At 29.5% G+C, this 26,456-nt stretch carries 28 protein-coding genes; all 28 read left to right on the top strand.

Going from position 1 to position 26,456, the window contains the following annotated elements:
* Position 1: 1 nt before the first annotated feature.
* The 28 genes from B3603_RS17095 to B3603_RS16960 all read left to right on the top strand — a co-directional run bounded on the left by B3603_RS17095 (position 2) and on the right by B3603_RS16960 (position 26,454).
* Entirely contained in the window at positions 2 to 1,657 is a 1,656-nt protein-coding gene (locus B3603_RS17095) for a methyl-accepting chemotaxis protein (protein WP_291567150.1), read from the top strand.
* A gap of 56 nt (positions 1,658 to 1,713) precedes the next feature.
* A complete protein-coding gene (locus B3603_RS17090; RefSeq protein WP_291567148.1) occupies positions 1,714 to 2,352 on the top strand; it encodes a hypothetical protein in 639 nt (212 codons plus the stop codon).
* Positions 2,353 to 2,430: 78 nt separating this feature from the next.
* Positions 2,431 to 3,006: a hypothetical protein gene (locus B3603_RS17085; RefSeq protein ID WP_291567146.1), complete on the top strand. Its 576-nt coding sequence runs from the start codon at positions 2,431 to 2,433 to the stop codon at positions 3,004 to 3,006.
* Positions 3,007 to 3,063: 57 nt separating this feature from the next.
* Positions 3,064 to 3,276, top strand: coding sequence for a hypothetical protein (locus tag B3603_RS17080; protein ID WP_291567144.1), 213 nt, complete (start codon positions 3,064 to 3,066; stop codon positions 3,274 to 3,276).
* A gap of 19 nt (positions 3,277 to 3,295) precedes the next feature.
* A complete protein-coding gene (locus tag B3603_RS17075) occupies positions 3,296 to 3,454 on the top strand; it encodes a hypothetical protein (RefSeq protein WP_291567142.1) in 159 nt (52 codons plus the stop codon).
* A gap of 33 nt (positions 3,455 to 3,487) precedes the next feature.
* Positions 3,488 to 3,673: a hypothetical protein gene (locus tag B3603_RS17070; RefSeq protein WP_291567140.1), complete on the top strand. Its 186-nt coding sequence runs from the start codon at positions 3,488 to 3,490 to the stop codon at positions 3,671 to 3,673.
* Positions 3,673 to 3,912, top strand: coding sequence for a hypothetical protein (locus tag B3603_RS17065; RefSeq protein WP_291567137.1), 240 nt, complete (start codon positions 3,673 to 3,675; stop codon positions 3,910 to 3,912). The genes B3603_RS17070 and B3603_RS17065 overlap by 1 nt, the downstream gene beginning before the upstream one ends.
* Positions 3,913 to 3,959: 47 nt before the next feature.
* Positions 3,960 to 4,733: a hypothetical protein gene (locus tag B3603_RS17060; RefSeq protein WP_291567134.1), complete on the top strand. Its 774-nt coding sequence runs from the start codon at positions 3,960 to 3,962 to the stop codon at positions 4,731 to 4,733.
* Positions 4,734 to 4,774: 41 nt separating this feature from the next.
* A complete protein-coding gene (locus B3603_RS17055; protein WP_291567132.1) occupies positions 4,775 to 5,629 on the top strand; it encodes a hypothetical protein in 855 nt (284 codons plus the stop codon).
* A 5-nt stretch (positions 5,630 to 5,634) separates the two neighbouring features.
* A complete protein-coding gene (locus B3603_RS17050; RefSeq protein ID WP_291567130.1) occupies positions 5,635 to 6,219 on the top strand; it encodes a hypothetical protein in 585 nt (194 codons plus the stop codon).
* A gap of 15 nt (positions 6,220 to 6,234) precedes the next feature.
* A complete protein-coding gene (locus B3603_RS17045) occupies positions 6,235 to 6,663 on the top strand; it encodes a hypothetical protein (protein ID WP_291567128.1) in 429 nt (142 codons plus the stop codon).
* Between the two features lie 18 nt (positions 6,664 to 6,681).
* The gene (locus B3603_RS17040; protein ID WP_291567126.1) at positions 6,682 to 6,933 is read left to right on the top strand and encodes a hypothetical protein; all 252 of its coding nucleotides are present in this window, start codon (positions 6,682 to 6,684) and stop codon (positions 6,931 to 6,933) included.
* A gap of 5 nt (positions 6,934 to 6,938) precedes the next feature.
* Complete coding sequence (locus B3603_RS17035) at positions 6,939 to 7,112, top strand: hypothetical protein (RefSeq protein WP_291567124.1); 174 nt, start codon at positions 6,939 to 6,941, stop codon at positions 7,110 to 7,112.
* Between the two features lie 12 nt (positions 7,113 to 7,124).
* Entirely contained in the window at positions 7,125 to 7,382 is a 258-nt protein-coding gene (locus B3603_RS17030; RefSeq protein ID WP_291567122.1) for a hypothetical protein, read from the top strand.
* Between the two features lie 34 nt (positions 7,383 to 7,416).
* A complete protein-coding gene (locus B3603_RS17025) occupies positions 7,417 to 7,680 on the top strand; it encodes a hypothetical protein (protein WP_291567120.1) in 264 nt (87 codons plus the stop codon).
* A 111-nt stretch (positions 7,681 to 7,791) separates the two neighbouring features.
* Entirely contained in the window at positions 7,792 to 8,355 is a 564-nt protein-coding gene (locus B3603_RS17020; RefSeq protein ID WP_291567117.1) for a RusA family crossover junction endodeoxyribonuclease, read from the top strand.
* 61 nt (positions 8,356 to 8,416) lie between these two features.
* Positions 8,417 to 9,373, top strand: a complete 957-nt coding sequence (locus tag B3603_RS17015; protein WP_291567115.1) for a hypothetical protein — start codon at positions 8,417 to 8,419, stop codon at positions 9,371 to 9,373.
* Positions 9,374 to 9,419: 46 nt separating this feature from the next.
* Complete coding sequence (locus tag B3603_RS17010; protein ID WP_291567113.1) at positions 9,420 to 10,475, top strand: ATP-binding protein; 1,056 nt, start codon at positions 9,420 to 9,422, stop codon at positions 10,473 to 10,475.
* Between the two features lie 58 nt (positions 10,476 to 10,533).
* Positions 10,534 to 11,046: a hypothetical protein gene (locus tag B3603_RS17005; protein WP_291567111.1), complete on the top strand. Its 513-nt coding sequence runs from the start codon at positions 10,534 to 10,536 to the stop codon at positions 11,044 to 11,046.
* On the top strand, positions 11,021 to 12,595 hold the full coding sequence (locus B3603_RS17000) for a DnaB-like helicase C-terminal domain-containing protein (RefSeq protein ID WP_291567110.1): 1,575 nt from the start codon (positions 11,021 to 11,023) through the stop codon (positions 12,593 to 12,595). Before B3603_RS17005 ends, B3603_RS17000 begins: the two co-directional genes overlap by 26 nt.
* Positions 12,588 to 13,709, top strand: a complete 1,122-nt coding sequence (locus B3603_RS16995) for a hypothetical protein (protein WP_291567108.1) — start codon at positions 12,588 to 12,590, stop codon at positions 13,707 to 13,709. The genes B3603_RS17000 and B3603_RS16995 overlap by 8 nt, the downstream gene beginning before the upstream one ends.
* Positions 13,709 to 15,493 carry a DHH family phosphoesterase gene (locus tag B3603_RS16990; protein ID WP_291567106.1) on the top strand — a complete coding sequence of 595 codons (1,785 nt, stop codon included), beginning with the start codon at positions 13,709 to 13,711 and terminating at the stop codon, positions 15,491 to 15,493. Before B3603_RS16995 ends, B3603_RS16990 begins: the two co-directional genes overlap by 1 nt.
* A gap of 14 nt (positions 15,494 to 15,507) precedes the next feature.
* Positions 15,508 to 19,599 carry a PHP domain-containing protein gene (locus tag B3603_RS16985; RefSeq protein ID WP_291567104.1) on the top strand — a complete coding sequence of 1,364 codons (4,092 nt, stop codon included), beginning with the start codon at positions 15,508 to 15,510 and terminating at the stop codon, positions 19,597 to 19,599.
* A gap of 5 nt (positions 19,600 to 19,604) precedes the next feature.
* Complete coding sequence (locus tag B3603_RS16980; protein ID WP_291567102.1) at positions 19,605 to 21,893, top strand: AAA family ATPase; 2,289 nt, start codon at positions 19,605 to 19,607, stop codon at positions 21,891 to 21,893.
* A gap of 134 nt (positions 21,894 to 22,027) precedes the next feature.
* Positions 22,028 to 23,221, top strand: coding sequence for an amidoligase family protein (locus B3603_RS16975; protein WP_291567100.1), 1,194 nt, complete (start codon positions 22,028 to 22,030; stop codon positions 23,219 to 23,221).
* A 32-nt stretch (positions 23,222 to 23,253) separates the two neighbouring features.
* Entirely contained in the window at positions 23,254 to 23,565 is a 312-nt protein-coding gene (locus tag B3603_RS16970) for a hypothetical protein (protein ID WP_291567098.1), read from the top strand.
* 235 nt (positions 23,566 to 23,800) lie between these two features.
* Positions 23,801 to 25,174, top strand: coding sequence for a phosphoadenosine phosphosulfate reductase family protein (locus B3603_RS16965; protein WP_291567096.1), 1,374 nt, complete (start codon positions 23,801 to 23,803; stop codon positions 25,172 to 25,174).
* Between the two features lie 41 nt (positions 25,175 to 25,215).
* The gene (locus B3603_RS16960; RefSeq protein ID WP_291567094.1) at positions 25,216 to 26,454 is read left to right on the top strand and encodes a T4 RnlA family RNA ligase; all 1,239 of its coding nucleotides are present in this window, start codon (positions 25,216 to 25,218) and stop codon (positions 26,452 to 26,454) included.
* Positions 26,455 to 26,456: the final 2 nt, after the last annotated feature.

Genomic DNA, 26,456 nt, shown 5'->3' with positions numbered 1-26,456 from the left:
AATGGGGAAAATAAAAATGAGTTTAAGAACTAAATTAATGTCAGTTTATATAATTTCTATAGCTGCACTTATCGGAATTGTACTAACATTGTATAATTCATCACTTAAAGATAGTAACGATTATCAAATGCTAGAAATGGGTAAGATTATCGCTAATAATTTTACCCACGATATAAGCAATTCATCTACAGATATACAAGATATAGTAGAAGAGTTTTATGAAAAGAACAATGAAGTTGTAGACATAATAAATATTGTGGACAAAAACGACAAAATGATTGGACATAGCATTAGAGAGCGTGTTGGTGAAGATTGTTCAAACGTAAGTTTAATGAATCAAATAAGAAGTACAAAGGAGATATTGGGAGAAAGGCATTACATAGAACAAGCTAAAAAGAATTTATTTATAATTACATTCCCCCATATGAACGCTGAAGGGGAAGTAGAGTATGTGATAAATGTAGGCATAAAAATAGATAACATACTGCAAAATAGCAAAGAATTGTTTATAAAACAAATAATTATAAGTTTATCCATACTTGCATTAATAGTATTAGTATGTACTTTCTATCTTAGCAAAGTTACAAATAGCATCAAGAATGTAGTAGAAGTGTCAGAGGAAATAATCAAAGGGGACTTTACACTAAGATTTACAAAAGATTACAAAATAAAAGAAATAGAAACTTTAAATAATGCTTTAAATAAAATAATGGAGAATGTAAGTAGTTTTATAGAAGAATTTAAAAATAACTCCATTCATTTTTCAGAGACAACAAAAGACTTATTAGAGAACGCAAAGCAAATAACTAGCAAATCTGAGAATACAAATATTAAATCGAAAGATATTTTAAATAGTTTAGAAAATTCAAGTGCCACAATACAAGAAATCTATTCTAGTATTGAAGAAATAGGCACTATAACCGAAACTCTTAATCAGAAAGTATTAGAAACAAGTGAAAGTGCAAATGCAATTAAAGAGAAAACAAATGAAAATAAGAGAAAATCAACTAAAGAGCTTCAAGAGACAGAGAGTATTTATAACGAGAAAAAAGAAAAAATCAAGAAACTGATAAAAGAAAGCGAGATTGTGAATGACATTTCAATAATTGTAAAAGAGTTGGATAATATCACTAATCAGATAAATCTATTGGCATTAAATGCACAAATAGAAGCTACCCATGCAGGTGAATATGGTAAGGGTTTTGCAGTAGTAGCTAATGAAATAAGAAAGTTAGCAGATCAAACTAATCAGACTCTTAATAACGTAGAACCTATAACACATGAAATTAAAAACACCGTATCTAATCTTGGCAACAATGCGAATAAGATTTTAGAGTTCATAAATAATAAGATAACTAAAGATAATGAATTATTAGAAATAGTTAATGAGGATTATATACAAAATTCAAATGAAATATCGGAAATAACATCAGAGATAAGACACATGTCTGCAGAAGTAAATCAATCAATAGAACAAATCTCTATTGCAATAAATGATTTTGCACAAAAGACAGAAGAAGTGTATGCAAACACAGAACAAATGAATGGTGATATAAAAGAAATAAATAACATGAATGAACATATCCAAAAAGGAATTGAAAATAGAGTAACGAGAATGAATAATATGAATGATGAAATGGACAAGTTTATTTTATAGAAAGTTGTTTATCAATATATTTATGTAAATACGAGAAATTAGGGAGGATGAAATAAGTGGAATTAGTAAGTGCAATAGTTAAAAACATTAGCAAGACGCAAAATATGTTGTGTGAGACTCTTTTAGGGAGTGCGTATGATGAATATGATAAGAAATACTCAGAGGTTTATGCATATGAAATCAAAGAGTTTTTAAATGAATTAGAAGATGATTTAATAAGTATACATAAAAGATTTACAATAGATAGCAATTTATTAGCACCATTAATTATAACTCATTGGGGGTGCGGCAGTGATGAATGTGACATTAGTGAATTGTATACTTATGTAGATGGAATTATTAAACAATCTAAATCAGATATTGTGATAGTTTCTGATAATTTAAATATTGACGATAAAGATAAAGAATTTATAAAGGGACTAATAAATGAAAAACAATCAAAATGTAGAACTATCTTAATAGATGTTCGTTTGAAAAAAGATAATGATATGACAAACTTAATATTACATTTCAAAGAAAATGATAATGAACATTATAATGAAATAATTAATCGTATTGTATCAGATTATATAAGATCAACAAATTTACTTTATAAAATGTTTGATAAAAAACCTAGTGATTATTCAGCGATAGCTTCATTGCATCAAGCTGTATGTGACTCTTACAATATTGATAGAGAGAGGTTTTTGTTTTGAAGACCAGAATTTGAGAGTATGAATGTTGGAGTTTAAATAATATAAAAAATAAAATATTAAAATAAAGGAGAGATAATTATGAGTAGAAAATTAGAAGTAGGGATGAAAGTTGAAGGTAGTAGATCTATTCGTGGGGGAATATTTGTAGGGAAAAATAATAAAATTACAAAAATTATAAATGAGAGAATATATATTAAAAATGATTTAGGATATGTTTGCAGCGTACATAAAAGTAATTTTGATAAATATTTTAAAATTGTAGAAAACAATTTAGATATAGGGGATGTTGCAACAATTAAAATAACTATAGGTAGATGTTATAAAGAAATTAAAGGAGTAGTTATTGAAAAATTTGATAATGGAAGAATATGCAGAATAAAAACAGATGATAATATGATGCATGGAGGTATATTTGAAGTTATTTTTGAAAGAGAAATTCCTAAAGAAGCTTTTACAACTAGTTTAGTATTTGATAAAGAATATCAATGTAAGATTAATATTAGAGGAAGAAGAACCACAGTAAAATTGTTACATTATAATGTAGAAACTAGTATATATTGTAACAAATATGATACTTACAATAGAGAAGAAGGTATTGATAGAGCATTCAAAAAGGCATTAAGCAAATTGTTATTAAAGGAAGTACAAGAGTAAATAAATATTCAGTTTTAATAAAAATATACATTTGTATTAAGAGGAGGGTAAATAATTATGTACAAAATAAAATTGGAGTATTTTAAACATAGTGGTAAATTTTATACAGAGGAAGATTATACAACCATAAAGGAAAATATGATTAATGTTTTAGATGAAATTAAAAATATGAAGGAAACAGGCACACTCCCAGGTGTGTATGGCACTAACTGGATTATACATGTTAACGCTGACGAACATCCTAATGGATACCCATTATTAATATTATAATATAAAGAGGGTAGTAAATATGGATGTAAACGAATTAATATTAGAATTACAAAAACTTAAAGATGATGGATATGGGAAGTTAAAAGTAAAATTTGATTTTGGAGCTTGTGAAGTAGAAAGAATATACGTAGAGAAAGATTGTACTGGTGACGAGTATGTCCATTTAGATTGGGCTTAGAACAAATTTAAAATAAGTCTTGGAGGATGATAAATGGTGAATAACGGTAAACAACAAAATAATTCAGCTATAAATAGGTTGACTGTTAAAGAAATAGAGGAATGTTTAAAAGATCCAGTTGCATTCACAGAGAATTTATCTGGCATTAAACTAAAAACATATCAGAAAATACTTCTAAAGTATTCAGTTAAGATGAAAAGGATGGGAAGAAATAAATAATGAAGAAATTTAAAGAAAAACCAAATAATAATTTTTATGAATATCGTGAATTTTACCAGGTAGTGGAGTTCTATGTAAAAGAAGGAGAAACTATACCTAAGAAATTTGATGTTATAGATATAGAAGAGCATGATGATGTATGTTCTATTAAAAGAAAAATTGAGGTATTAGAGATTGTAAAAAAAGAAATAAAATATGATAGTTTATTTCTAACTGCAAAATGCAAGGAAATATTGTAATAATGTATTGTGAATGCAAATATCAAAGAGAGAAGGGAAGGTAAAGGATGGAGCAACAAAGAAAAACAACACAAGAATTATTTGATGAAATAACTGATAGATTAATTTTATCATTAAAAGATAATGAAATCCCATGTCCTACGTGTAGAGGATTAAGATTTATTTATAGACAAAATGGAAGTCATGGTTGTGTAGAGGGATGTGGAGATTGCTACAATGGTAAACAATATGTCTGTAAATATTGTGGCAAAAGCAATAAAACTGATTATTGTGAATGCAAAGATGCTGAAAAAGAAAGAAGGATACAAGAAAACAAGGAACGTAATGAGGAAGAACAAAAATTATTGAAAAAAGCTAAGAAAATTAAATTCGAAGATTATAAAGGTAAGTTCATATTAGATGATAGCAGCTTTGTAACAGATGCAGATGGAGTTTGGGAGTGGCTTCATGAAAAGATTCAGTACGAGGGAGTTACAGACAAACAATTACCTAAATATCTATGGGGAACGTGTCCAGAACCAGTATTTGATTTAAATTTGTGTGAAATTATCGAAGATAAATGTGAAAACGGATATGAGGATATGTATTCATATTTAAATGTTGATGATGAAGATTTAGATAAAGCACAGGAGCATTTAGATAAATGGTATGAAAAGCAGGGTGATAGTGTTAATATCTATTATCAGGATGCAACCATTGCTGTATTATTGGATGATTTAATTAAAGAAATAAGGAAAGAGGTAAGGAAAGAAGATTTTTATTCAGTGTTCATAGAGGGGTGCGATCCAGTTGTTACGATAAAGAATAGAATATTAAATTAAAAGTTGATTTTTATTTGAAGTTAGAAAGGAAGATGAGAAACATGGCAATGAAAGAAGGCATATTTTTACACAATACTATGCATGTGAGAACAGATAGTTTTGGTTGTTATTCAGAACAAGCTCCTGTTATTGGATTTAGTAACTATGGAGATGAGGGAAAACCATATTATTCATTTGATGAAGTTGAAGAATTATTAAAAAGTGGATTTGAAGATTCTAATATACGAAGAGATGTAAATGGAAAATTATATCTTAATTCTCAATATCTTAGTTATTGTAGTTCATTTAAAATTGTATGTAGTAAAGTATTAGAAGAAATAACAGAAAATCAAAAAGGGATATATGAATATTGCAAGAAAATAGGCTTGATTAAAGATAATTTTGTTCCAGTAAAAGGGTGGTTTGGAACGAAAGAAATGTCAAAGTCTGAAAATGATACTTTTACCATATATTACACTTTTAATAATTTTGATGAGAATAACTATAATTTAGACTTGGCAGAAAAAATATGCGTTGGTAAAATCAAAAAACTAGCTGGGAAAAGAGATAGATGTTGGCATGGGGAAGATGATTTAAGAATATCAAAAGTGTTTGAATGTGATAGCGTTGAATTCAATAAAGCAAATAAACAACTAATAATTAAAGAAGTTCCTTTAAAATATGTAACAGGTGAAATAGTAGAAACTATTGTAGCATTAGATTTAGAATTGTGGATATTATTTAATGACAATAAATATTGGAGCAGATTTTTTAATGCTTCGGCTCAAGCGGTAAGAGATATGGGGCAATCACACTGGTTTAGTGATTTAAAAGCTCCAAATTGTTTCAACTCAGATAATGATAAAGAAAGAAATATTAATTGGTATGAACGTCAATTAGGTGAAGAATGGGAGTAAAAAATATGCAAGAAAAAGATACCATGAGAGAATTGTGTATTCAACAAGGTTATGTACCTGCAACTTGCATACTAGATGGCATGATAATTTATAGCATAATTCAAAAATGCGAATGTCCTTGTGATGGCTGTAATGCTAATAGAGATATATGTAAGGGTAAAAGAAAAACCTATGGTAACCATGATGAAATTGATAAACTTATATCTTTTATAGACGTTTTCGATAGAGCCGAAAAAAGAGAAAGATATGAAGCGGAATTAAGATATAAACAAATGATAAAGCAAAGAAAAGAAGGGCATAAAAATAATTTCATTGTTAATATTTTAGAAATAAGATGGGAATATTCAGCCAGAGAACGTTATATTGAAGTCATAGCAAAAGACATAATTGATGAAAAAGCTTATTGCATGAAATATTATGAGATATTTGATATGTTAAAATATTTACCTTGCATTTGCTACAAATATCATATTCAACAAATTCATGTTGAAGAAAATACTCATGCTAATGTTATATATGAAGAAATTAAGAAGTTAAACATACATAAGGTTGATGTTGTTCCTTTACGGTATGTAAAAATGAAGTTGTAAGGAAGCGATACATAAATGGAGACTATTAGAGGACATAGAGCTAAATTGCCATTATACGATGACTTTATATTATCATCTGAAGATGAAGAATTATTAAATATTGTGCTAGAGACATATAAAGGAGAAATATTTATGAATAATGAAATAAATACAAAAACAGTAGTAATCTGTAATAATCACTACTGCTATTATTGTGGCAAAAGGATAGAACCATATACAAGATATCATGATAGAGAAGAATGGACGTATTATAGCTGCAATTGCGAACAAGCCAAAAAGGAATTATTAATGAAGGATGAGTTGAAAAAGGAAAATAGAAGACATGAACAAGAATTGAGAGATATAAGAAATAAATATAAAAATATATTAGTGGAATATGTGGGCAAAAAAGATCTAGAATATAAAATAAAATTAGAAAAGTTAAATAAAGAGTACAAGAAATGAAGGAGATAATTAATAAATATGAACATAGTTTATGTAATTTATTTTGATGGTAAGATATATAAAACACCTTCACGTAAGACTGCTTATTTGGAAAAGAAGTACGCTAAACAAGTGGTCACTGTTGATAGCAAAGATATAGCAGCAGATATGTATCATTCTCAAGGGCAAAATAAAAACTATTGGGATGACTTGTCAAAAGAAGAACGAGAAACTTATATGCAAAAGGCTAAAAAAAGATTTGAAATCAGAGAGTTTGTTGAGAGGAGTTAAAATGAATGTGTAGTGAAAATAACCATAAGTTAGTATACTTAGATGCTAAAAAATACTCAGAATCTACAGGATTCAATTCTAAATGGACGAGAATAGATAGATTCTATTGTGAGAAATGTGGAGAACTTATTATTAAGAAAAAAGAAGAATATAGTAGAGAAAGTCCAGATTGGTATTAGAAGGGGGATATTATGAAAGTTATTTTAACTGTTCCAGCAATAGGTGATGTAAATGAATATATAGGTATTCCAATACTAGATAAAATGCCAATTTACAAGTTCGATGAAAATTGCAAGCCTATTGGGGTTATAACAAAGATATTAGAAAATAATGGAGAGGACGTTTTAGTAGAAGCTGAAATATGGGATAGATTTATTGATGTTCAATATGAAATGAGTATCAAAAATGACAATAAACAATTAAATTTAATATCATTAAATTTAAAATGATATCGTAATAGTTCTATGAGAGGATGGAGTAAAAATGTTAGATATGAAAATATATAGTAGTTGGGCATTTACAGAAAATGAAGAAGAAAAAGCTAGAGTTAACTATGAGATTTACAACGAAATAAAAAATAAAGCAAAGGTTGAGTGCATTGCATCAGGACAGTCAAACGTTAAATATAAAATAGTGTCTAATCCTGATAATTTAAGTACATTGGAACTTGCTTTAATATGTGATAGAGGAAATCTTTGCTTTGGATATAGGACAGAAGGAGAACACATTGTCATATATACTGATTAAAATGGAGTTTTTAAAAATATATATTAAAAATATTAAATTAAATGTTGACATGATTAGAAAATTATAGTAGAATAGATATTGTAAGATATTTAGTTGCGGAAAGGGGGCGTTATGGAGCTTAAACTGATATGCAGTGATTTTATAAGTGTTAATCACTATATGAATTATAGAGTAGTAGGCAAAATAGTTATGGCATATAAGCCAACTAAAACTAAAGATTTTGAAAAAAGATTTAGTGATTATGCAAAGGAACAAATGAAACTCCAAAAGTGGATTAAACCAACAAAAGATAAATTTATATTCGTAGATACAATATTTTATTTTCCAAGAATAGATATGGATTGTAACAACTATTATAAAAGTACGCTAGATACATTAACTAATTGTGGGATATGGGAAGATGACAATATGGTCTTAGAAAGATCAAATAGAGTATACTATGACAAAGAAAATCCTAGAATAGAGTTTACAATAACTGTTGCACCATATGTAGGAATATTTGATAATGTACAAGAATATGAGCATTTTAAATCTACATGTAAAAAGTGTAGAAGATTTAAAAATAATTGCACAATACATAGAGAATCATTAGAAAGTAGAATTCGAGATGAAGTAATAAAAGATGCTAAAAATCAATGGAAGTGCAATAAATTTAAGGAGGTAAATATAACTTAGCTATAGCTCAATTAAGTAAATATAAAAATATTAAATCAATTATGAAAGGTGGAATTTTTTAATGGAAGAATTAAGAAAAGTAACAAACAAAATTGAAGCAATTGGAGTTGTAAAAGAACACAAACTAGAAGAAGGAAAGGGTGACAAAGGTAAATACATAAATGGTTCTTTAACTGTTAAAACTGGAGAAAATTCAGAGATACCAATTAAAGTATTCGTGCAACAAAACACAAAAGAAGGCAAAGAGAGAAAGGTGTTCACTACATTAAAACAATTCATTGATGGATCTTTACATACTATGGCAACTGACAAGGAGAACGCAGCAATATTACATATTTATGGAAACAAAGACTTTACTCCTCAAATTAAAGAAGAAATCTTTGTCCCTGCAAATGAAGAAAAAGCTATAACTAAAATAAGCTTGGATCTAGGTTTCGGTAACATAAAAGTAGACAATAGTTTATCAGAAGAAGATTTTAAAGCGGCTTTTGATATTGAGATGTTTGTAACTGATATAACAGAAGAGTTAAAAGGTGAAGAGCCAGATGAAGAAGAAACAGGAAGAGTTATTGTTAAAGGACTAGTTCCTAATTATGACGGAACAGTATTTCCGTTGGAAGTTGTGGCAGGAAAGATTGTTGACGAAGAAGGGGAAGAATATGACTTTGCTGAAGATATCAAGGAGAATGTTTCAGAAGGAGATACATTAAACATTTGGGGAGATATTAATTATCAAAGTATTATTGAAAAAGTAAAAAAAGGTGGAAGTTTAGGTAGAGCTAAGATTGAAGAAAAACGTACATATATAAATGAATTAGTTGCAACAGGTGCAGAGGTAGTTGAAGATGATGACAAACAATTAGATGAAGAATTAATCGAGAAAGCTTCAAAAGAAAGAGCATCTAAAATAAAAGAAAAAGAAAATGAAGCAAAAGACGATAAAAAAGAAAATAAAAAAGGACTTACAAACAAGAAAGATAATAAGGAAAGGAAACCAAAAAAAAGTTTAGGATTCTAAATATAAAAATATTAAATCAAAAATTGAAATCAGAGAGGAGAACAAAATGGCTATTTCAAATGCATTGCAGTCTTTAATACAAAAGACTTTTAAAAAAGAAGCGAAAGTAACTAGAATCTCAGAGGATTTAAGAGGTAAAGTGATCGTACTGTACGGGGGTAACAACCTTGGAAAAACTCATCAAGCAGCAAGACTAAAAAACCCAATCTTTATACCTTGTGAAAAAGGTATGAACGCTGTTAATGGAGCAGTAGTTTTGAGTACAAGAAGTTGGAGAGATATGAAAAAACATAATACCACTTTAGCTAAAAAGGAATATCTAAAATTACTACAAAGCGGAGAACAAATCACAATAGTGATAGATGGAATGGAAAGAGCGGGTACATATTGTAAAAAATATATTTGTTCAAGACATGACGTAACTTCAATAGGAAAAGCTAACGGTGGCTATGGAGCATGGGAAGAGTACGATACTGAAATGTGGTCTTGGGTGGATAGCATTATTGGATTAGGTTATACAGTTGTGTTCATAGGACATGAGAAACTTGATAAGAAAAAGGATAAGTACATAATTGACGGAGATGAGAGATGCATAAAGCCTATTAGAGATAACGCTGATGTAGTATGCTATTTGAAATCTAATGGTGTTGATGAACATAATAAAGTAATTAAATCTAGTGCATACATAGCAGAAACGGACGAATTTTTTGCTAGAACAAGATATAGATATATGGATACTTTTATTCCAGAGTTTACAGCAGAAACTCTAGAAGAAGTGATAGTAGATGGGATAAAGAAACAGAATGAGGCAGAAGGATATGAGAGTGTTTCTTTTGAAGAGCAACAAGAAATTTATAAAACAGAAGATGAAGATGCAGATATTGAAGAAGTAAAAGAAGATATTAAAGAACTTTATGACAGATTTGAGGAAATGGGCGATGGTAAAATTGAAGTTTATGCGGAGATTGTATCAGACCATTTAGGTGAAGATGTAAGAGTCAGTGAAGCAACAAATAAACAGTTAGAAGCTTTACTGTGTATAAGAGATGACCTAGAATCAAGAATAGAGGAATTTGAAGAAAATGACGACATAGAAGAATAGAAGATTAGTTGTCAATAAAAGGGGCTAATTAGCCCCTTTATTAATATAGGAGGCTAATATGGCAAGTAAAGTTAAATGCCCTACATGTAAAAAAACAAACAACAAAGAAGATACGGTTAAACATGGAAACAGATATTATTGTAAAGAATGCTATGAAAATATTTCTAAAAGAGATGAGTATTGGGATGATTTATTTACATACATAACTGAAATATTCAATATTGATAAGCCAACACCTTTAATGTTTAAACAAATAAAAGATTACAAGAAAGAACCCTACAATTTTACTGACAAAGGTATATATTTGACCTTAAAATATTGTAAAGAAATATTGAATAAAAATTTTGAAGACTATAATAGTGGAATTGGAATAGTGCCATATTATTATGAAAGAACTCTTCAACATTATATAAACATAGACAATATTGAAGAATCCTTGGAGAATTTTCATGTAAATGAAGATGTTAAGATAATAAATGTTAAATTAAAAAATAATCCTTTTAAGAAGAAAGAAACTCTAAGTTATGATATAGATTGGAGTGAAGATGACTTTGACAACGAAGAAAATTAAAAAATACTATGATAAACGTACAGCATGTCAAGTATTAGGGTGTTTAATGTTGAATCCTAAACTTGTTAACTCAAAAGAATATCAAATTAATATTGAAGACTTCATGGGTAACTCTCATAGGGCGTTATTCGAATGTATTTATAATTTAGCACAACAGGGTGTTCAATCTATAGGACTTAATGATGTTGAAACTTTTATGTACAATTATAAGCCAATAAATCATACTCAAATGTTTGAAAAGAGCAATTCCGAAGCATGGATAACCGATATATTAGAAGATGCAAACGAACACAATTATAAATATTATTATACTGAGTTTAAAAAATTATCTCTTTTAAGAAGTTATATTGCTGAAGGTGTAGATGTTTCAGAGATATTGGATTTAAATAGCATGGATATAATAATGCAGGAAGAACAGCTAAAAAATTTTGAGAAAAAGAGTATTAAAGATATTATAAATTTCTTTGACAAAAAGAACCTAAAAGCTAAAAGCAAATTTGTGTTTGGGGATGAAGCATCACAAAGAAAAGCAGGGGATAACGCTGAAGAACTTCGAGAAGAAATGAAGCAGTCACCTAGCTATGGTTTAAATACGGAGAGCCAGTATTTGAATACAGTTATTCGCGGACTTATACCAGGGAACTTTATCTTAGAAACTAGAGACACTGGTACTGGTAAGACTAGAGTCGCTATTAAACGACTTTTAGGTATGGCAGCACCGTATATATGGAGTTTTGAGGAGGGTGACTTTACAGAAAATCCCAATGGGATGAATAACGCAGTACTATATCTTGGCACTGAGATGGATATATACAAAGAATTAGAGCCTATGATGTGGGCTTTTATAAGTGGTATAGATGAAAAGAAGATAAAAGACAATGAACTGACAGAGGAAGAAGATAAAAGAGTAGATAAAGCTATAGAAATATTAAAACATACTCAATTGTTTTTAAAAGATGAAGCAAACTATGATATAACTTATTTGTGGAATATCGTAGAAGAATATAAAGTTAAACATAACGTTTGTGCAGTAGCTATTGACTATCTTGAGCTGACAAATGCAATGACAGCAGAATATGTTGAACAAACAAGGGGTATGGGAGTTAGAGAAGATCAAGTTCTATTGAATTTATCAAGTAATATAAAAAAGATAGCTAAAGAATTCCATGTTTGTATCATAGGTTTTACACAAACAACAGATGAAGCCAGAAGAGATGGAGTACGAGACCAAAGAGCAGTAAAAGGGGCAAGGTCATTACCTAATAAAGCTGACGTAGGAATAGTATCTTTTGAACCAACAAAAAAAGAATTACAAATGATTGAACCCATAATATACAAATTAGGACTAACTAAACATAAAGAACCTAATATTTGCTATTCTATATACAAAAATAGAGGGAACGATATTAAATCAATAAAGATATGGGGATACCATGATTTAGGCTGTATGTACTACTATGATATGTTTTGCACAAATCAATATTATGAACCAATAAGTATAGGAAAAACACTAATACATATAGACACAGAAGAAAATAAAGATGAATAGAGAAGATATTTTAGAGATAGTCACAACCGAAGATGTAGTACATATTATGAGTGAATTAGGTGGGGGAGAACCTGTACCTGATAACAAAGGAAATTTATATTTTCGAACAATTTGTCATGATGGAGATAAACATAAGCTTCAGTATTTTATTCATTCTAAAATGTTTTGCTGCTACACTAGTTGTGGTTCAATGTCATTATTTGATGTAATAATGAGTGCAAAAAACTGCGAGTTTGTTGAAGCTGTCAATTTAATATTAAGACATAAAGGCATTAAAAATAGCTTTAGTAAAGGCAAAGGTTTGAAGCGGTCAGATACTATCAAGGAGGAAATGGATTTCCTAAACAAACATTTGTATAAGCCTAAGAAGTTAATCCCTTCTTTGCCTACATATGACCAGAATGTGCTAAGTATTTTTGATGATTATATTCCTAATATTTGGGTTCAAGAAGGAATTGAAGAGACTGTGGCACAGTTGTATAGCATTAAATTTTATTTTAACCAATATAAAGCCATTATACCGCATAGAGATATCAATGGAGATTTAATAGGAATAAGAGGGAGAGCCTTTTTTCAAAGAGATATTGAACAAGGTAAAAAATATATGCCAGTAACTATACAAGGATTGACATATAGATTTCCAGTTGAGTTCAATCTATATGGTATATATGAGAATCAGAATAACATTCGAAGATACCGTAAAGCAATAGTTTTTGAGGGTGAGAAATCTGTCTTGAAATATGCTAGTTATTTTGGTCAAGAGAACAATATAGCCTTAGCAACAATGGGAATGAATATGTCGTTATATCAACGAGATTTGTTACTAAATCTAGGAGTTGATGAAGTTATTATAGCCTATGATAAGCAATACCAACCAGAATATTTAGATGATATTAATTCAAAAGAATATAAAGAATTTGAAAAATATAAAAGAACGTTAATAAAAATAACAAAGATGTTGATTAATTATGTCAATGTATCAATCATTTTATGTTGGGATGATGTGTTAGGCTATAAAGATGCTCCGATAGATAATGGGAAAGATGTTTTTGAGAAATTGTATAAAGAAAGATACCTTATAGGTGATATATCAGAATTAGAGGAGATGGTTTAGTGAGATTTAAAGCATATCATAAAGGGTATGAGAAGTTAAAGGAAGATGAATTATTAGATATATTATTAAAGCAAAGAGGTGTTCAAGACACCAAACGTTTTCTTCATGTAAGTGAAGGTGATGTATTAGACGGAACGCTACTAAAAAATATGCAAGAAGGATTAGAAATGTTGGATAAACATATCAATAACAATAGCAAGATACTTATTATTGTTGATAGTGATGCCGATGGATACACTTCAAGCGGATTAATATACCAGTATATTAAAAATATTAAATCAAACATTGAGGTAGAATTTGCAATACATAAAGGGAAAGAACATGGAATAATTTTAAAAGAACTAGAGTCAATAGATTTCAATTTACTAATTGTTCCAGATGCAGGTAGTAATGATATAAAAGAATGTAAAAAATTAAAAAAGTTAGGCAAAGACATCTTAGTATTAGACCATCATATTTGTGAAAAAGAGAACCCATATGCAGTAGTAATCAACTGTCAAGATAGTAGCTATCCTAATAACACTTTATCAGGTGTAGGAGTTACATATAAATTCTGTAAAGAATACGATAAAGCTTACAATCATAATTATGCAGACAAATATTTAGATTTAGTTGCAATTGGTATGATTGCAGATGATATGGATTTACAAAGCTATGAAACTAGATATTTAGTTTTAAAAGGTTTGGAATTGGCAAATTCAGATGATGGTAACGAGTTTCTACGAGAGATTTATAAAAAAAGAGAAAAAGATATAGAAGGAAATCCTACAATATTAAATATTATATGGTGTGTAGCTCCGTTGCTAAATGCAGTTGTTAGGTCGGGGACTATGGATGAGAAAGCTAATGTCTTTCGAGCTTTAGTTGGAATACAAGAAGAAGTAGAATATCAGCCTAGAAGAAAACATAAAGAAGACCCAAAACCTCCTGTAGAAATACATTCCTTGCAGGAAACAATGGCTAGAATATGTGTTAATATCAAGAGCAGACAAGATAAAAGAGTAAAAGAGGGTCTTAAAAAATTGCAAATGAAAATAGAAGAAAACAAAATAGGTAACAACAAAATAATAGTAGTAGATGGCACTAATGATCTAGATGAAACTTTTACAGGACTTGTTGCAAATAAAATAGCTGATACATATAAAAGACCTTCGATTATTTTGAAAGAGTATAATAACATACTTTATGGTGGCAGTGGTAGGAACTATAAATTGTTCGAAATAGACAATTTAAGGAGTTTCTTATTAGAGACTGGCTTGTTTAACAGTATATCTGGACACGATAATGCTTTTGGATTTAAATTGAAGAAAGGCAATGTGAATAACTTGATATCATTAACTAATGAAAAATTAAAAAATACAGTAATCGAAGATGTATATCATGTTGATTATATAATTCCTGTTGGAAGATTAAGAGAAAAAGATATTTTACAAATAGGTGAATGGGAAGAGATATGGGGAAACAATGTCCCAGAGCCATTATTCGCAATAACAGGTATAAATATTACTGCAGATAACATTCAATTGTTGGGGGCAAGAAAGAATTTAATCAAGATAGAAAAACAGATAGGTTCACGAGTTCTAAGTTTCACTAAATTTGGCAATGAAGAAGAATACAATCGAATGATAGGAAAACAACAAAAAGGATTAGGAAAAAGAACAAATAAAAGATTGGAAGTCGAAATCGTAGGTAAATTTAAAACTAACAAATGGAACAACAATGTTTATCCACAGATACAGATAGTAGATTATAACATAAAAGCAAGTAAAAAATTTGAGTTTTAATAGGGAGGGATTGTATGCCATACTCAAAAGAGTTTGTAAATAAAACTATTAAAGAGTTAGCAGATGTATTCGTCCATTTGCATGTACATAGCGAGTATTCAAATCTTCGTTTATTAGATAGCACAAATAAGATTGATAATATGATAAAATATGTTTCAAATTTAGGTCAAAATGGCATCGCTCTAACAGACCATGAATCTTTAAGTGGTCATGTGAAGTTCATACAATCTATAAAAAAACTTAAAAAAGAGGGGGCTATACCTAATGACTTTAAGGGCATTTTAGGGAATGAAATATATTTAGTAGATGAAGATGGAATGAACAAACAAATTAATGACAAAGAATATGTACCATTTTACCATTTCCTTTTGTTAGCCAAAGATGCAAAAGGACATCATATGTTAAGACAAATATCTTCAAAAGCATGGAATAGAATGTTTAGCTATAAAGGGATGGATCGTGTACCGACTTTTTACTCTGATTTAGATGAAATAGTGATTGAACAAGGACATTTAATAGGAAGTACAGCATGTTTAGGGAGTTATTTTGCTAGAAAAATAGTTGAAATATTAAATGAAGAAGATGAAAAAAGAAAAGAAGATTTAAAATACGAAATAGACGATTTTATAAATTGGTGTATAGACATTTTTGGAAAGGAAGACTTCTATATTGAAATTCAACCATCACAAGATGGAGTGCAAAAATCATATAACAAGTATGCTTTAGTAATAGCAAAAGCATATGGATTAAAATACATAATTACTACAGATGCTCACTATTTAAATGAAAAAGAAAGAAACATACATAAAGCTTTTTTAACATCTTCAGAAGAAGAGGAGGGCAATAGAGAGGTTGATGCATTTTATAATAGCACTCATTTCTTTACTGTTGATGAGCTATTTGAAGCATTAGATTACTTAGACTTTAATGACATTGTTGAAGGAATAAATAATACCAAGGAAATAGCAGACAAAGTTGAAGACTACGACCTATTTAATAAACAAACTATTCCACTAGTTCCTGTTGAAGAAACATGGATTAAAGACAAAGAACTGTACTCTTGCTTTGCTAAATATGAGTATATTACAAAAATGTTGAACAGCGAACACAATATATATGATAGATATTTAATTTATTTAGCTACATTAGGTATAGAAGATAGAAACATACCTAGAGAGGAATACAAAGAGACGTTTGAAAGAATAGACTTAGAATGTAAAGAAATAATAAAAATTTCTGAGTTCAAAAAAGAACCTATAAGTGGCTATTTCATAACGATGGTTAAGAATATAGATATAATTTGGGAAGAAGCTGAAGCTATAATTCCCCCAGGTAGAGGTAGTGCAGGTGGGTATATATTAGACTATTTACTAGGTATAACCCAAGTAAATCCTTTAAAACAGGGAATAGAAATGCCACACTTTAGATTTATAAGTGCAGAAAGACCAGACTTACCAGACATCGACATTGACATACCTTCACATAAAAGAAACAAAGTGTTTAGTGAAGTATTAAAATATTATAAGAGTATAGGTGGAGACATTGTTAGAGTTTGTACTTTTGGCACTGAAACAGCCAAATCAGCAATACAAACTGCTTGCAGAGGATGTGGCATTAATAGTGACGTAGGCTTATATTTGAGTTCACTTATACCTGTAGAACGTGGGAAGGTATGGGGCATAAGCGATTGCTATTATGGTAATCCACAGCAAAACAGAGAAAGGGTAACAGAATTTAAAAATATAGTAGATGAATACAAAAGTAAAAACTTGTTAGAAATAGCATTAGGAGTTGAAGGTTTAATAAACAAACGCTCTTCTCATGCATGTGGAGTGCTAATAGTGAATAGTGATTTTACTGACCACAATGCAATAATGAGGTCGCCTAGTGGTGAAATAGTTTCACAATTTAATTTAGAAGACAGCGAGTATGTAGGAAATGTTAAATACGATTTTCTTAATACAAAGACAGCATCTATGATACAAGTGACATTAGAAATGTTAGTGGAACATAAAAAAATAGATTGGCAAGGCACTTTGCGAAAAACATATAATAGGTATCTGCATCCAGACGTAATTGATATAAGCAGCATAGAAATGTGGGATAAGTTAAACCAAGGAGATTTAATTTCAGCCTTTCAATTTGACAGCCCAGTTGGAGAACAAGCCATAAAAGCAATACAACCTCATTCATTAATAGAAGCTACTAACGGTAACAATCTAATGAGACTTATGGTGGAAGATGGTAAAGAGCAACCACTTGAAATGTATGTAAGATATAAAAATAACATTGATGAGTGGTATCAAGACATGAAAGATTTTGGTCTTTCAGAAAAAGAAATGGATACAATTGATAAGCACTTGAAACAAGATTGTGGCGTATGTTCTACTCAAGAACGTATGATGCTAATTTCTATGGATGAAAACATCTCTAATTTTGGAGTTGTAGAAAGCAACAAACTGCGAAAAGGGGTCGCAAAGAAAAAGGGAGACTTATACAAAGAAGCCCATGAGTTATTCTATAAAAAAGGCGAGGAAATGGGAACTTCTAAAAAGATATTGGATTATTTATGGGATGTTCAAATAGCAATGCAAAAAGGTTATGGGTTTAGTGTAATTCATGGTGTTCTATACACTTATATTCTTATTCAGCAACTCAACCTAATTCACTATTATCCTTCAATTTATTGGAATACAGCAGTTTTACTTGTAGAGTCTGGGGCTTTAGAACAGGAAGATACAGAGGATGAAGAATTTGATAATAACAAAAAAGAAAAGACAACTCAATATGGGAAAGTTGCAACTGCTATAAGTAACATTAAAGACAAAGGGGTTAAAATAGCATTACCTAATATTAATACAGCTAATATAGGCTTTACTCCTAATGAACAATTAAATGAGATACAATTTGGATTTAAAGGTATTATGGGAATAAATGTAGATGCTGCAAACTTGATGATAGAAAATAGACCTTTTGATAATCTATTGGATTTCCATAAAAAAATGGTGGAAACTAAAAGACAAGTTACGCTATCAACAGGCAAAGTACAAAATAAATCTTTGGTTTCTCAAAGTCAAGCAATGACATTAATTAAAGCTGGAGCTTTTGATAAATTAGAGAATAAACCACGAGAGGTAGTTTTAGAAAACTACGTAAGATTAAATTATCCTCCTAGAACAAAATTGGATACAAAATCAATTTCTAAGATAATTAATATGGGTATAATTCCACAGAATTTAAATACATATTTAAAATATTATAATTTTAGACAATATTTATTATCATTAGAGAACTTTAAAGATAAGGAATCTAATATTAAATGGTATTCAATTAAAGATGACAACGATGAACTAACGGATTACGCAACCAATTTCTTTAAGGAGCATTTCATGGAATTTATGTCTGAAGATAAGGATTATAGGTATAACGAGGACGGGATCATTGCTGTAGCATTAAATACTAAAAGGAAAGATTCTTTTGAAGACATTTATAACAAACTAATGCAACCTTTCTTTGAATGGTTATATAGTAAAGAATGTTTAGAGTTATATAATCATTTAACTTTTGAAGGGAAAAAGAATGAGTTGATGTCAGGAACACTTAGTTCTTGGGAAATGGAATCAATGAATTATTATTATAACGAACATGAATTAAAGAATGTAGATACTGATTTCTATGAGATAGTTAATTTTAATGACCTACCAGAAGAGGCGGAGGTAATAGGGTTTAATACACGAAATGGTTTTAAATACCCTAAATTCAAACTAAGCAGAATAGTGGGTACTGTGCTAGATAGAGATAAAAATAAACATATAGTTACTTTACTGACACCTAATGGAGTTGTGAATTTAAAGCTATATAGTGGGCAATTCGCACACTATGACAAGCAAGTTTCCATATGTGATGAAATGACAGGTGAAAAAACAATAATTGAGAGAAGTTGGTTTACAAGGGGAACTAAATTAATGGTAACAGGCTTTAGGAGAGGAGATCAATTTAAACCGAAGAAATATAAAAACAGTATCTATCAGCATACTATGCAGAAAATATTGAGGGTTGAAAATGGTGAATTGATATTACAAAGTGAGAGAAAGCAAGGTGAGTAATATAAATGAATAGTGAAAATATTAAATGTTTAATAAAGCTAAATAGACAGTTCTACCCCAAAGACAGTTCTATAAAAAACGGAGATTTTGGAATAGTCTCCGTTTCAGTTGAAGAAGTATTAGAAGGAGAAGTTGCTTCTTCAAAATGGGGAACGATTACGGTCACTGGTAATCTATGTGAGATGAATAGAGAAGATACATATACTTTAGTAGCAAAAGAAGTAGAAGATGAAAAATATGGGAAACAATATAAATCTATTTATATCAGTAAAGTTGTAGATTTAAATGATATAAATTCTCAAAAGATATTTTTAAAAAAGATTTTAACAGAGAGACAAGTTGACAATCTTTTTAAAACTTTTGAATCGCCAATTTCAATTATAGAAAGCGAAGATGTGGAACAGCTTTGTAATGTAAAAGGTATAGGGGTTTCATCTGCTATAAAAATTATTGAAAAATATAAAGAGGCAAAAGATTACAGCACTGCATACATAGAGCTAGACCGATTAGGACTGAGTACAACAATGATAAGAAAATTAGTTGATGTTTATGGTGGAGCTGACATCTTAGTTGATAAAATAAAAGACAATCCATACATATTGGCTGATGAAGTAGATGGCATTGGATGGTCTAAAGCTGACGAAATGGCACTACAAAGTGGCTGCGGTGAGTTTTCTGTATATAGAACTAAAGCTTACATACAATACTTTTTAACGCAGCAAGCCAATAATGGGAACACTTATGTATATCCAGATGCTCTGCTAATTGGAATAGAAGATATCATAGGAATGGATCTGCCTCAAGAAATAATAACAGAGGCTATTGCCCAACTAAGAGATGAATCTAAAATATATTTTAATGATGAGAAAACAGAAGTGTCGTTAATGAAATATTATAAATTAGAAAATGCTATTGCAGATGAAATAATAAGAATTAATTCCGCTAACAATGATTTTGTCTATGATGACTGGGAAGAATATGTTCATGAAACAGAAGAAAGGCAAGGGTGGAAATACACCGAAGAACAATTTAATGGGATAAAAAGCATTTTGGAGAATAATATTAGCATTATTTCGGGTGGAGCAGGTACAGGAAAGACATCTACGGTTGCAGGTATGCTTAGTGCTTTAAGAAATTACTCAGTGGCTCAAACAGCATTATCAGGTAAGGCAAGCGTTAATTTAACTGAAGCCACTGGTGAAGAAGGATATACAATACATAGACTACTAGGATTTATACCATCACAAGGTTTTTCCTATAATAAATTTAATATGCTGCCATATGATATTATTATATTAGACGAATTATCAATGGTTGGAGCAGAGCTATTTTACAAGCTTATACAAGCGATAAAGACAGGATCAAAGCTGATAATGCTAGGAGATACAGGTCAGTTAGAATCAATAGGTGTCGGTAATATAATGCAGGATTTAATGGACAGTGGATACATTAATTGTGTAGAATTAACTACAGTTCACAGGCAAGCTCAAAAATCAGCAGTAATTTCAGAAAGTTTAAAAATAAGAAATGGGCTACAGATAACTGAGTCCAATCAAGATAGTAAAGATATTAGAGGAGAACTGCAAGACTTGGTTTTGGATGTTTATAAAGAAAAAACAAAAACACAACCTAAACTTTTAGAATATGTCAAAGAACTTCTTCCTCAAGTTGATGATATAATGGAATTACAAGTTATAGTACCCGTAAAAGAAAGAGGAGATGCATGTACATATAAACTTAATAATGCAATACAACAAATAATTAGAGAGCGTCAATGTAAAGGCATGTGTAAGCAAACTAGCAAGCAGATTATATTGCATGAAGGTAGTAAATATCCATACGTTGTTTATGTAGGAGATAAAGTTATCAATGTAAAAAATAATTATAAAACAATCAATATGGATGGGCAAATTGCTCCTATATTTAATGGAGATATGGGAATAGTCACAGATATAGATTCAGAATCTAATATGATAACTGTGAAATTTCAAACTGTAGGTGAAGTGGTTATTCCTAAAATGTATATAGGATATATACAATTAGGTTATGCTATTACAACTCATAAGTCACAAGGATCAGGATTTAAATATGTTATATGTGGCTTAGATTATTCACATTATAATAAATTGCTAACTAGAGAGATGGTATATACTATGATAACTAGAGCTAAAAAATATTGTGTTCTTTGTGCGGAAAACAAAGCTTTGAGATATGCTATAGGAAACACTAATGTTTCGTTAAAACAAACATATCTATCAACGTTAATAAAAAATAAAATGAAAAGATCAGCTTAACTATAAAAATATTAAATTAATAGTTGACATAGTTGGTAAATAGTAGTAGACTAAAAGTAGGTTAGGAATTAACCTACTTATTTTTATATAAAGAAGAAATAAAACATAGAAAATATGAAAGGAAGTTGATTTAAGTGACTAGATATAATCCTACGGTTAATTGGAATTTAAGACAAAGAAGAAATAACAATAGAAATACACAAGATGATATTAGAAATAGAGTTAATAGATTAAGAGGAATAGAAACAGAAGAAGAAAGTAGAACAGATTTTAATGATGGTTGTGGATTATTAGCTACAAATATAGATTGGGGTTTAGATGGGGTCTATGACTCTTGCAGTAGTTATCTTGATAGAAGAGGTAGAAGAGAGAGACAGCCACTAGATTCTTATCTAGATTCTTATTCTGACCATTCCTATAGGAGAAGTTTTACCGCAATCTTTGGCGAAACATGTAATGACTCATGTGATGATCCACGTTATATAAAATCATACGATTATAAGCCAACAAAATTCAATTTTAATAAAACTGTAGGCGATAATGACAATTTATATCTAGGCATTGAATTAGAAATTGACAATGGTGGCAAAAGTGAAGAAACAGCTAAATATATACAAGAATTTTTAGGTGAAGAGAATTGCTACATAATGAGTGATGGTAGTTTAACTAATGGACTAGAAATAACAACACACCCATGTAGCTTAAATTATCATAAACAATTACCATATCAAGAGCTGTTTACAGAATTAATACATAAAGGATATAAATCACATGACACACAAACTTGCGGTTATCACATTCACGTAAATAGAGATTATTTTAGTAAAGATCCTACTACTCAAGATTTATGTATAACCAAAGTTTTATACTTAATTGAAAAATACTGGGATGAAGTAGTGAAGATTGCTAGGCGTGGAAGCAATCGCTTTTCTCGAAGATTTGGGATAAAAGAAAATGAAAGTATGTTTGAGCTATTAATAAAAGCAAAAGGGAAAGGAAATTATATGACGAATTCTAAATATAACATGCTTAATTTAGACCACAAAGACACAATAGAATTTAGATTATTTAAAGGAACATTGAAGTATAGCACTTTTATAGCAACAATGGAATTTATAAGTAATTTAGTTTACATATGCAAGGTAGCTTCATTAGATAATATTCAAAATATTAAATTTGAAGATATAATAAATATCAAAGAGAGTGAATTCTTGATAAATTATTTAAAAGAAAGAAGTAAGGTAGCAATTCCAAAGTCAAGAGAATCATATGAAGATATTTGGTCAGGATATGTACATACACCTCCTATACCAGTCTTCAGAAGTTAATTAATAAATATAAAAAAATATTTTGAAGGGAGGTGATTGAACTGGTTAGTTATAATTTAAAGTTAATAGAAGATACTTTAAATACAGTGCATCCAAAGCAGATCATAAATAAAGCTAAAGATATAAATTTTACTTTTTATAAGGTAAATTATGAATATACAACTAACAAGGGAAATATAAAGGATGGTGAGAAATATTTTTTATTAGATACCTTAAATCCAGAAGTCAACATGCAGCAAGAATTACAACAGTGGGTAATAGAGTACAATAATAAAAACGAGCATAGACAAATATCAAATGTAAAGTTTCTTGGTAGTCAATGTTTGGGTTATATAAATATATAACATATTAATAGTTTCACGACTTCTAATCCTGTAAGACAGGTTGTCATAGTTTATGGTTACATTAGCCATGTAACATAAGCGAAGTAAAATAGGTTAAAGACGTAAAAAGACACACCTTCAACGTATGTTGAATTAAATTGAATAATACACCTGTTTTGGGAAAATCAATTTAATAAAGAATGGCTTTGTCCTTACCTAATTCATAGGCAATATGAGTTGAGTAAGGTGAAGGATAGTGAAACCGATATTTATTGAAGAAAAATTATTTTTAGAAGAAAGTTTAGGAATAAAATTACCAGATAACTGTTGGAGAGATGGGAATAGAATTTACTTAAATTGTGATTCTATATCAATAGTAACTTTCACAGTTAAAAATAACAAAATTCTATTAAAAAATAATAAAATAATAGATATAAAGAATAATATAGTTACAATACAAATACGAAAAAATAAAACTCAAGATATAGTTAACTTAACATGGGAAGAAGAATATGAAAAGCATAAGGTATTTATTGAGAACTTAGAAAAAGAAAGCATTGAAAAAACAATAGAGTGCATAGAAAAGTTCCCAAACTATGAAAAAAGAAGGAGCGATTCTGGGGGAAAAGATAGCTTATTAACTAATGTCATAGTAGATAAAGCTGAAACTAAACTTAAATTAGATCCATTAGATGATATGGTTGACACTTTTAATTCATCAAATGAAGCTCCTCAAACATATAAACAAATAAAAAAGAATAATGTTAATAAAAAACATCAGTTTATAAATCCTAAGATTGGATGGTATAAGTGGTTAAAAGATGTTAAAAAGCATTATATTCCTACTGTTCTATCAAGAACTTGTTGTGACCAATTTAAACATGGCAAATTAAAAACCATCTTAGATAAAAATAAAGGATACATAATATTTTTAGGCATGAGGAAATATGAATCGAAGAAAAGGGCTGACTATGATTGGTACTTAAATGAAGTATATGAACAAAGTAGAGGTCAAAAAGCTGCTGTACCGAAGAATTGGGTTAGATTTTTACCAGCGGTAGAATGGCACGATGAATTTGTTTGGTTATATATATTACACAATAAATTAGATTTTAATCCATTATATAATTTGGGATATGAAAGAGTAGGTTGCTTAATATGTCCTAACCAATCAGATTATACAGATATACTAACTCAACACTATTTTCCTTTACTTTGGAAAAGATGGATGGATGCAGTAAGGCAGAATTATATAGTTAAGAATGTAGAGAATAGGTTAAAATGGACTTTAGAAGAATATCAAAATGGGAAATGGAAGCAAGGTGTAAGTAAAGAATACGAAATAATGCAATTAAAAGCTACACCAGAAAGAGTTCAACAATTAGCAGATATAAAAGGGGTGTCTTATAAAATAGCAGCAAAATATTTCAATAAAATTTGTGCTTGTGGTAAAAAGCTTAATCCTGATGAAGTTGCATTGTTTTTAAAGCTTAACGGCAGATTTGAAAATACTGAAGATAGTAGGCAGTATCTGTGTAAAAAATGTACGTGTGAGAAAGAAGGATGGACGAGCAAAGAGTATCAACAACAAGTAATGAAGTTTAGAAATGATGGATGTAATTTATTTTAATTAGAATTCAGATTTTATTAAAATTAAAGAGGGGGATTTTAATGTTTGAATGGAACAAACCATTTCAGCTAGTAATGAAAATTAAGAAAGATTATAAAAATACATATGGATTGGATACGTTAGACTTTGAAACATGGTTAATGAAATTAAATAAGAAGGAATATAATGATGTTTTTGAATGCTTGCAGATAAATCAATGCAACGAATTTTTACTCATAAGATATGGCATTGCAGATATGCAAGAGTCAATGTGGACTGATAAAGATAGTATTTATAGAGAGTGCCGAAGTGTTGTAATTGACTTAGATGAAGAACAACTAGTTTTAACTCCCTTTAGAAAATTCTTCAATTTGGATGAAGTAGAAGAGAATAGCTTAAAGGAAATCGAGAACAAAATTAAAGAAGCTCAAGCAATAGAAATAACTGATAAGCTTGATGGCTCTATGCAAAGTGCTAGATGGTACAATGAGGAAGCTTTCATGGCAGGTAGTATGGCTTTAAATCCTGACGACTCATGGAGGTTAAAAGACGGATACAGCAAACTCACAGAGAATCATTTGAAAATGATTAAAGAAAATCCAGATTTAACTTTTATATTTGAATACATAAGTTTAAAAGATGCTCATGTAGTTCTATATTCAAAAGAAGAAGAGGGTTTATACCTAATTGGAATTAGAAATGTTTATACAGGACATGAATTTTCTTATAAAACAATAAATGAAATTGCTCAAAAATATAATGTTCCAATGGCTAAAATTGAAAATCGAACTTTCAAAGAAATCATGGAATTATCCAAAGAAGTAAAAGCAAATGAAAAGGAAGGATGGATTTTAAATATTATCGAGAATAGGAGTTCATATCATAAAGTAAAAATCAAATGTGACGATTATATCAAACTTCATAGATTATTAGATAAATTATCTTCTGTGAACGTTATTATTGAAAATATAGCAGATGGTAAATACGATGATATGATTAGCAAAGTTCCAGAAAATTATAAAAATAGGGTACAATCTATAGCTAATAAAATATTTGAATATAAATGTGAAATTGAAATGCTAATAGAAGAATGCTTTTCAAAATCACCGAGAGATGATAAGAAAACATTTATGATATGGGTGGATAATAATTGCCCAGATAAAATAAAAGGATATGTAAGATGTAAATACCTAAATAGAAATTTTAATGTTTTAAAAAACAGTTCCAATGGTTATAAAAAATTAAAAGACTTAGGAATATGTGAGGACTATTCAGCATTATTTGCAGATTTGGAGGGATAAGA

It is taken from the genome of Clostridium sp. UBA2485 (assembly GCF_002341865.1).
Lineage (GTDB): Bacteria > Bacillota > Clostridia > Clostridiales > Clostridiaceae > Clostridium_J.
Note: the sequence above shows the minus strand (reverse complement) of the source record. Positions and strands in the feature narration are given on the sequence as shown.

Coding starts and splice junctions, on each gene's coding strand:
- B3603_RS17095 (WP_291567150.1), top strand. CDS start 2: ATGGGGAAAATAAAAATGAGTTTAAGAACTAAATTAATGTCAGTTTAT.
- B3603_RS17085 (WP_291567146.1), top strand. CDS start 2,431: ATGAGTAGAAAATTAGAAGTAGGGATGAAAGTTGAAGGTAGTAGATCT.
- B3603_RS17080 (WP_291567144.1), top strand. CDS start 3,064: ATGTACAAAATAAAATTGGAGTATTTTAAACATAGTGGTAAATTTTAT.
- B3603_RS17075 (WP_291567142.1), top strand. CDS start 3,296: ATGGATGTAAACGAATTAATATTAGAATTACAAAAACTTAAAGATGAT.
- B3603_RS17070 (WP_291567140.1), top strand. CDS start 3,488: ATGGTGAATAACGGTAAACAACAAAATAATTCAGCTATAAATAGGTTG.
- B3603_RS17065 (WP_291567137.1), top strand. CDS start 3,673: ATGAAGAAATTTAAAGAAAAACCAAATAATAATTTTTATGAATATCGT.
- B3603_RS17060 (WP_291567134.1), top strand. CDS start 3,960: ATGGAGCAACAAAGAAAAACAACACAAGAATTATTTGATGAAATAACT.
- B3603_RS17055 (WP_291567132.1), top strand. CDS start 4,775: ATGGCAATGAAAGAAGGCATATTTTTACACAATACTATGCATGTGAGA.
- B3603_RS17050 (WP_291567130.1), top strand. CDS start 5,635: ATGCAAGAAAAAGATACCATGAGAGAATTGTGTATTCAACAAGGTTAT.
- B3603_RS17045 (WP_291567128.1), top strand. CDS start 6,235: ATGGAGACTATTAGAGGACATAGAGCTAAATTGCCATTATACGATGAC.
- B3603_RS17040 (WP_291567126.1), top strand. CDS start 6,682: ATGAACATAGTTTATGTAATTTATTTTGATGGTAAGATATATAAAACA.
- B3603_RS17035 (WP_291567124.1), top strand. CDS start 6,939: ATGTGTAGTGAAAATAACCATAAGTTAGTATACTTAGATGCTAAAAAA.
- B3603_RS17030 (WP_291567122.1), top strand. CDS start 7,125: ATGAAAGTTATTTTAACTGTTCCAGCAATAGGTGATGTAAATGAATAT.
- B3603_RS17025 (WP_291567120.1), top strand. CDS start 7,417: ATGTTAGATATGAAAATATATAGTAGTTGGGCATTTACAGAAAATGAA.
- B3603_RS17020 (WP_291567117.1), top strand. CDS start 7,792: ATGGAGCTTAAACTGATATGCAGTGATTTTATAAGTGTTAATCACTAT.
- B3603_RS17015 (WP_291567115.1), top strand. CDS start 8,417: ATGGAAGAATTAAGAAAAGTAACAAACAAAATTGAAGCAATTGGAGTT.
- B3603_RS17010 (WP_291567113.1), top strand. CDS start 9,420: ATGGCTATTTCAAATGCATTGCAGTCTTTAATACAAAAGACTTTTAAA.
- B3603_RS17005 (WP_291567111.1), top strand. CDS start 10,534: ATGGCAAGTAAAGTTAAATGCCCTACATGTAAAAAAACAAACAACAAA.
- B3603_RS17000 (WP_291567110.1), top strand. CDS start 11,021: ATGACTTTGACAACGAAGAAAATTAAAAAATACTATGATAAACGTACA.
- B3603_RS16995 (WP_291567108.1), top strand. CDS start 12,588: ATGAATAGAGAAGATATTTTAGAGATAGTCACAACCGAAGATGTAGTA.
- B3603_RS16985 (WP_291567104.1), top strand. CDS start 15,508: ATGCCATACTCAAAAGAGTTTGTAAATAAAACTATTAAAGAGTTAGCA.
- B3603_RS16980 (WP_291567102.1), top strand. CDS start 19,605: ATGAATAGTGAAAATATTAAATGTTTAATAAAGCTAAATAGACAGTTC.
- B3603_RS16960 (WP_291567094.1), top strand. CDS start 25,216: ATGTTTGAATGGAACAAACCATTTCAGCTAGTAATGAAAATTAAGAAA.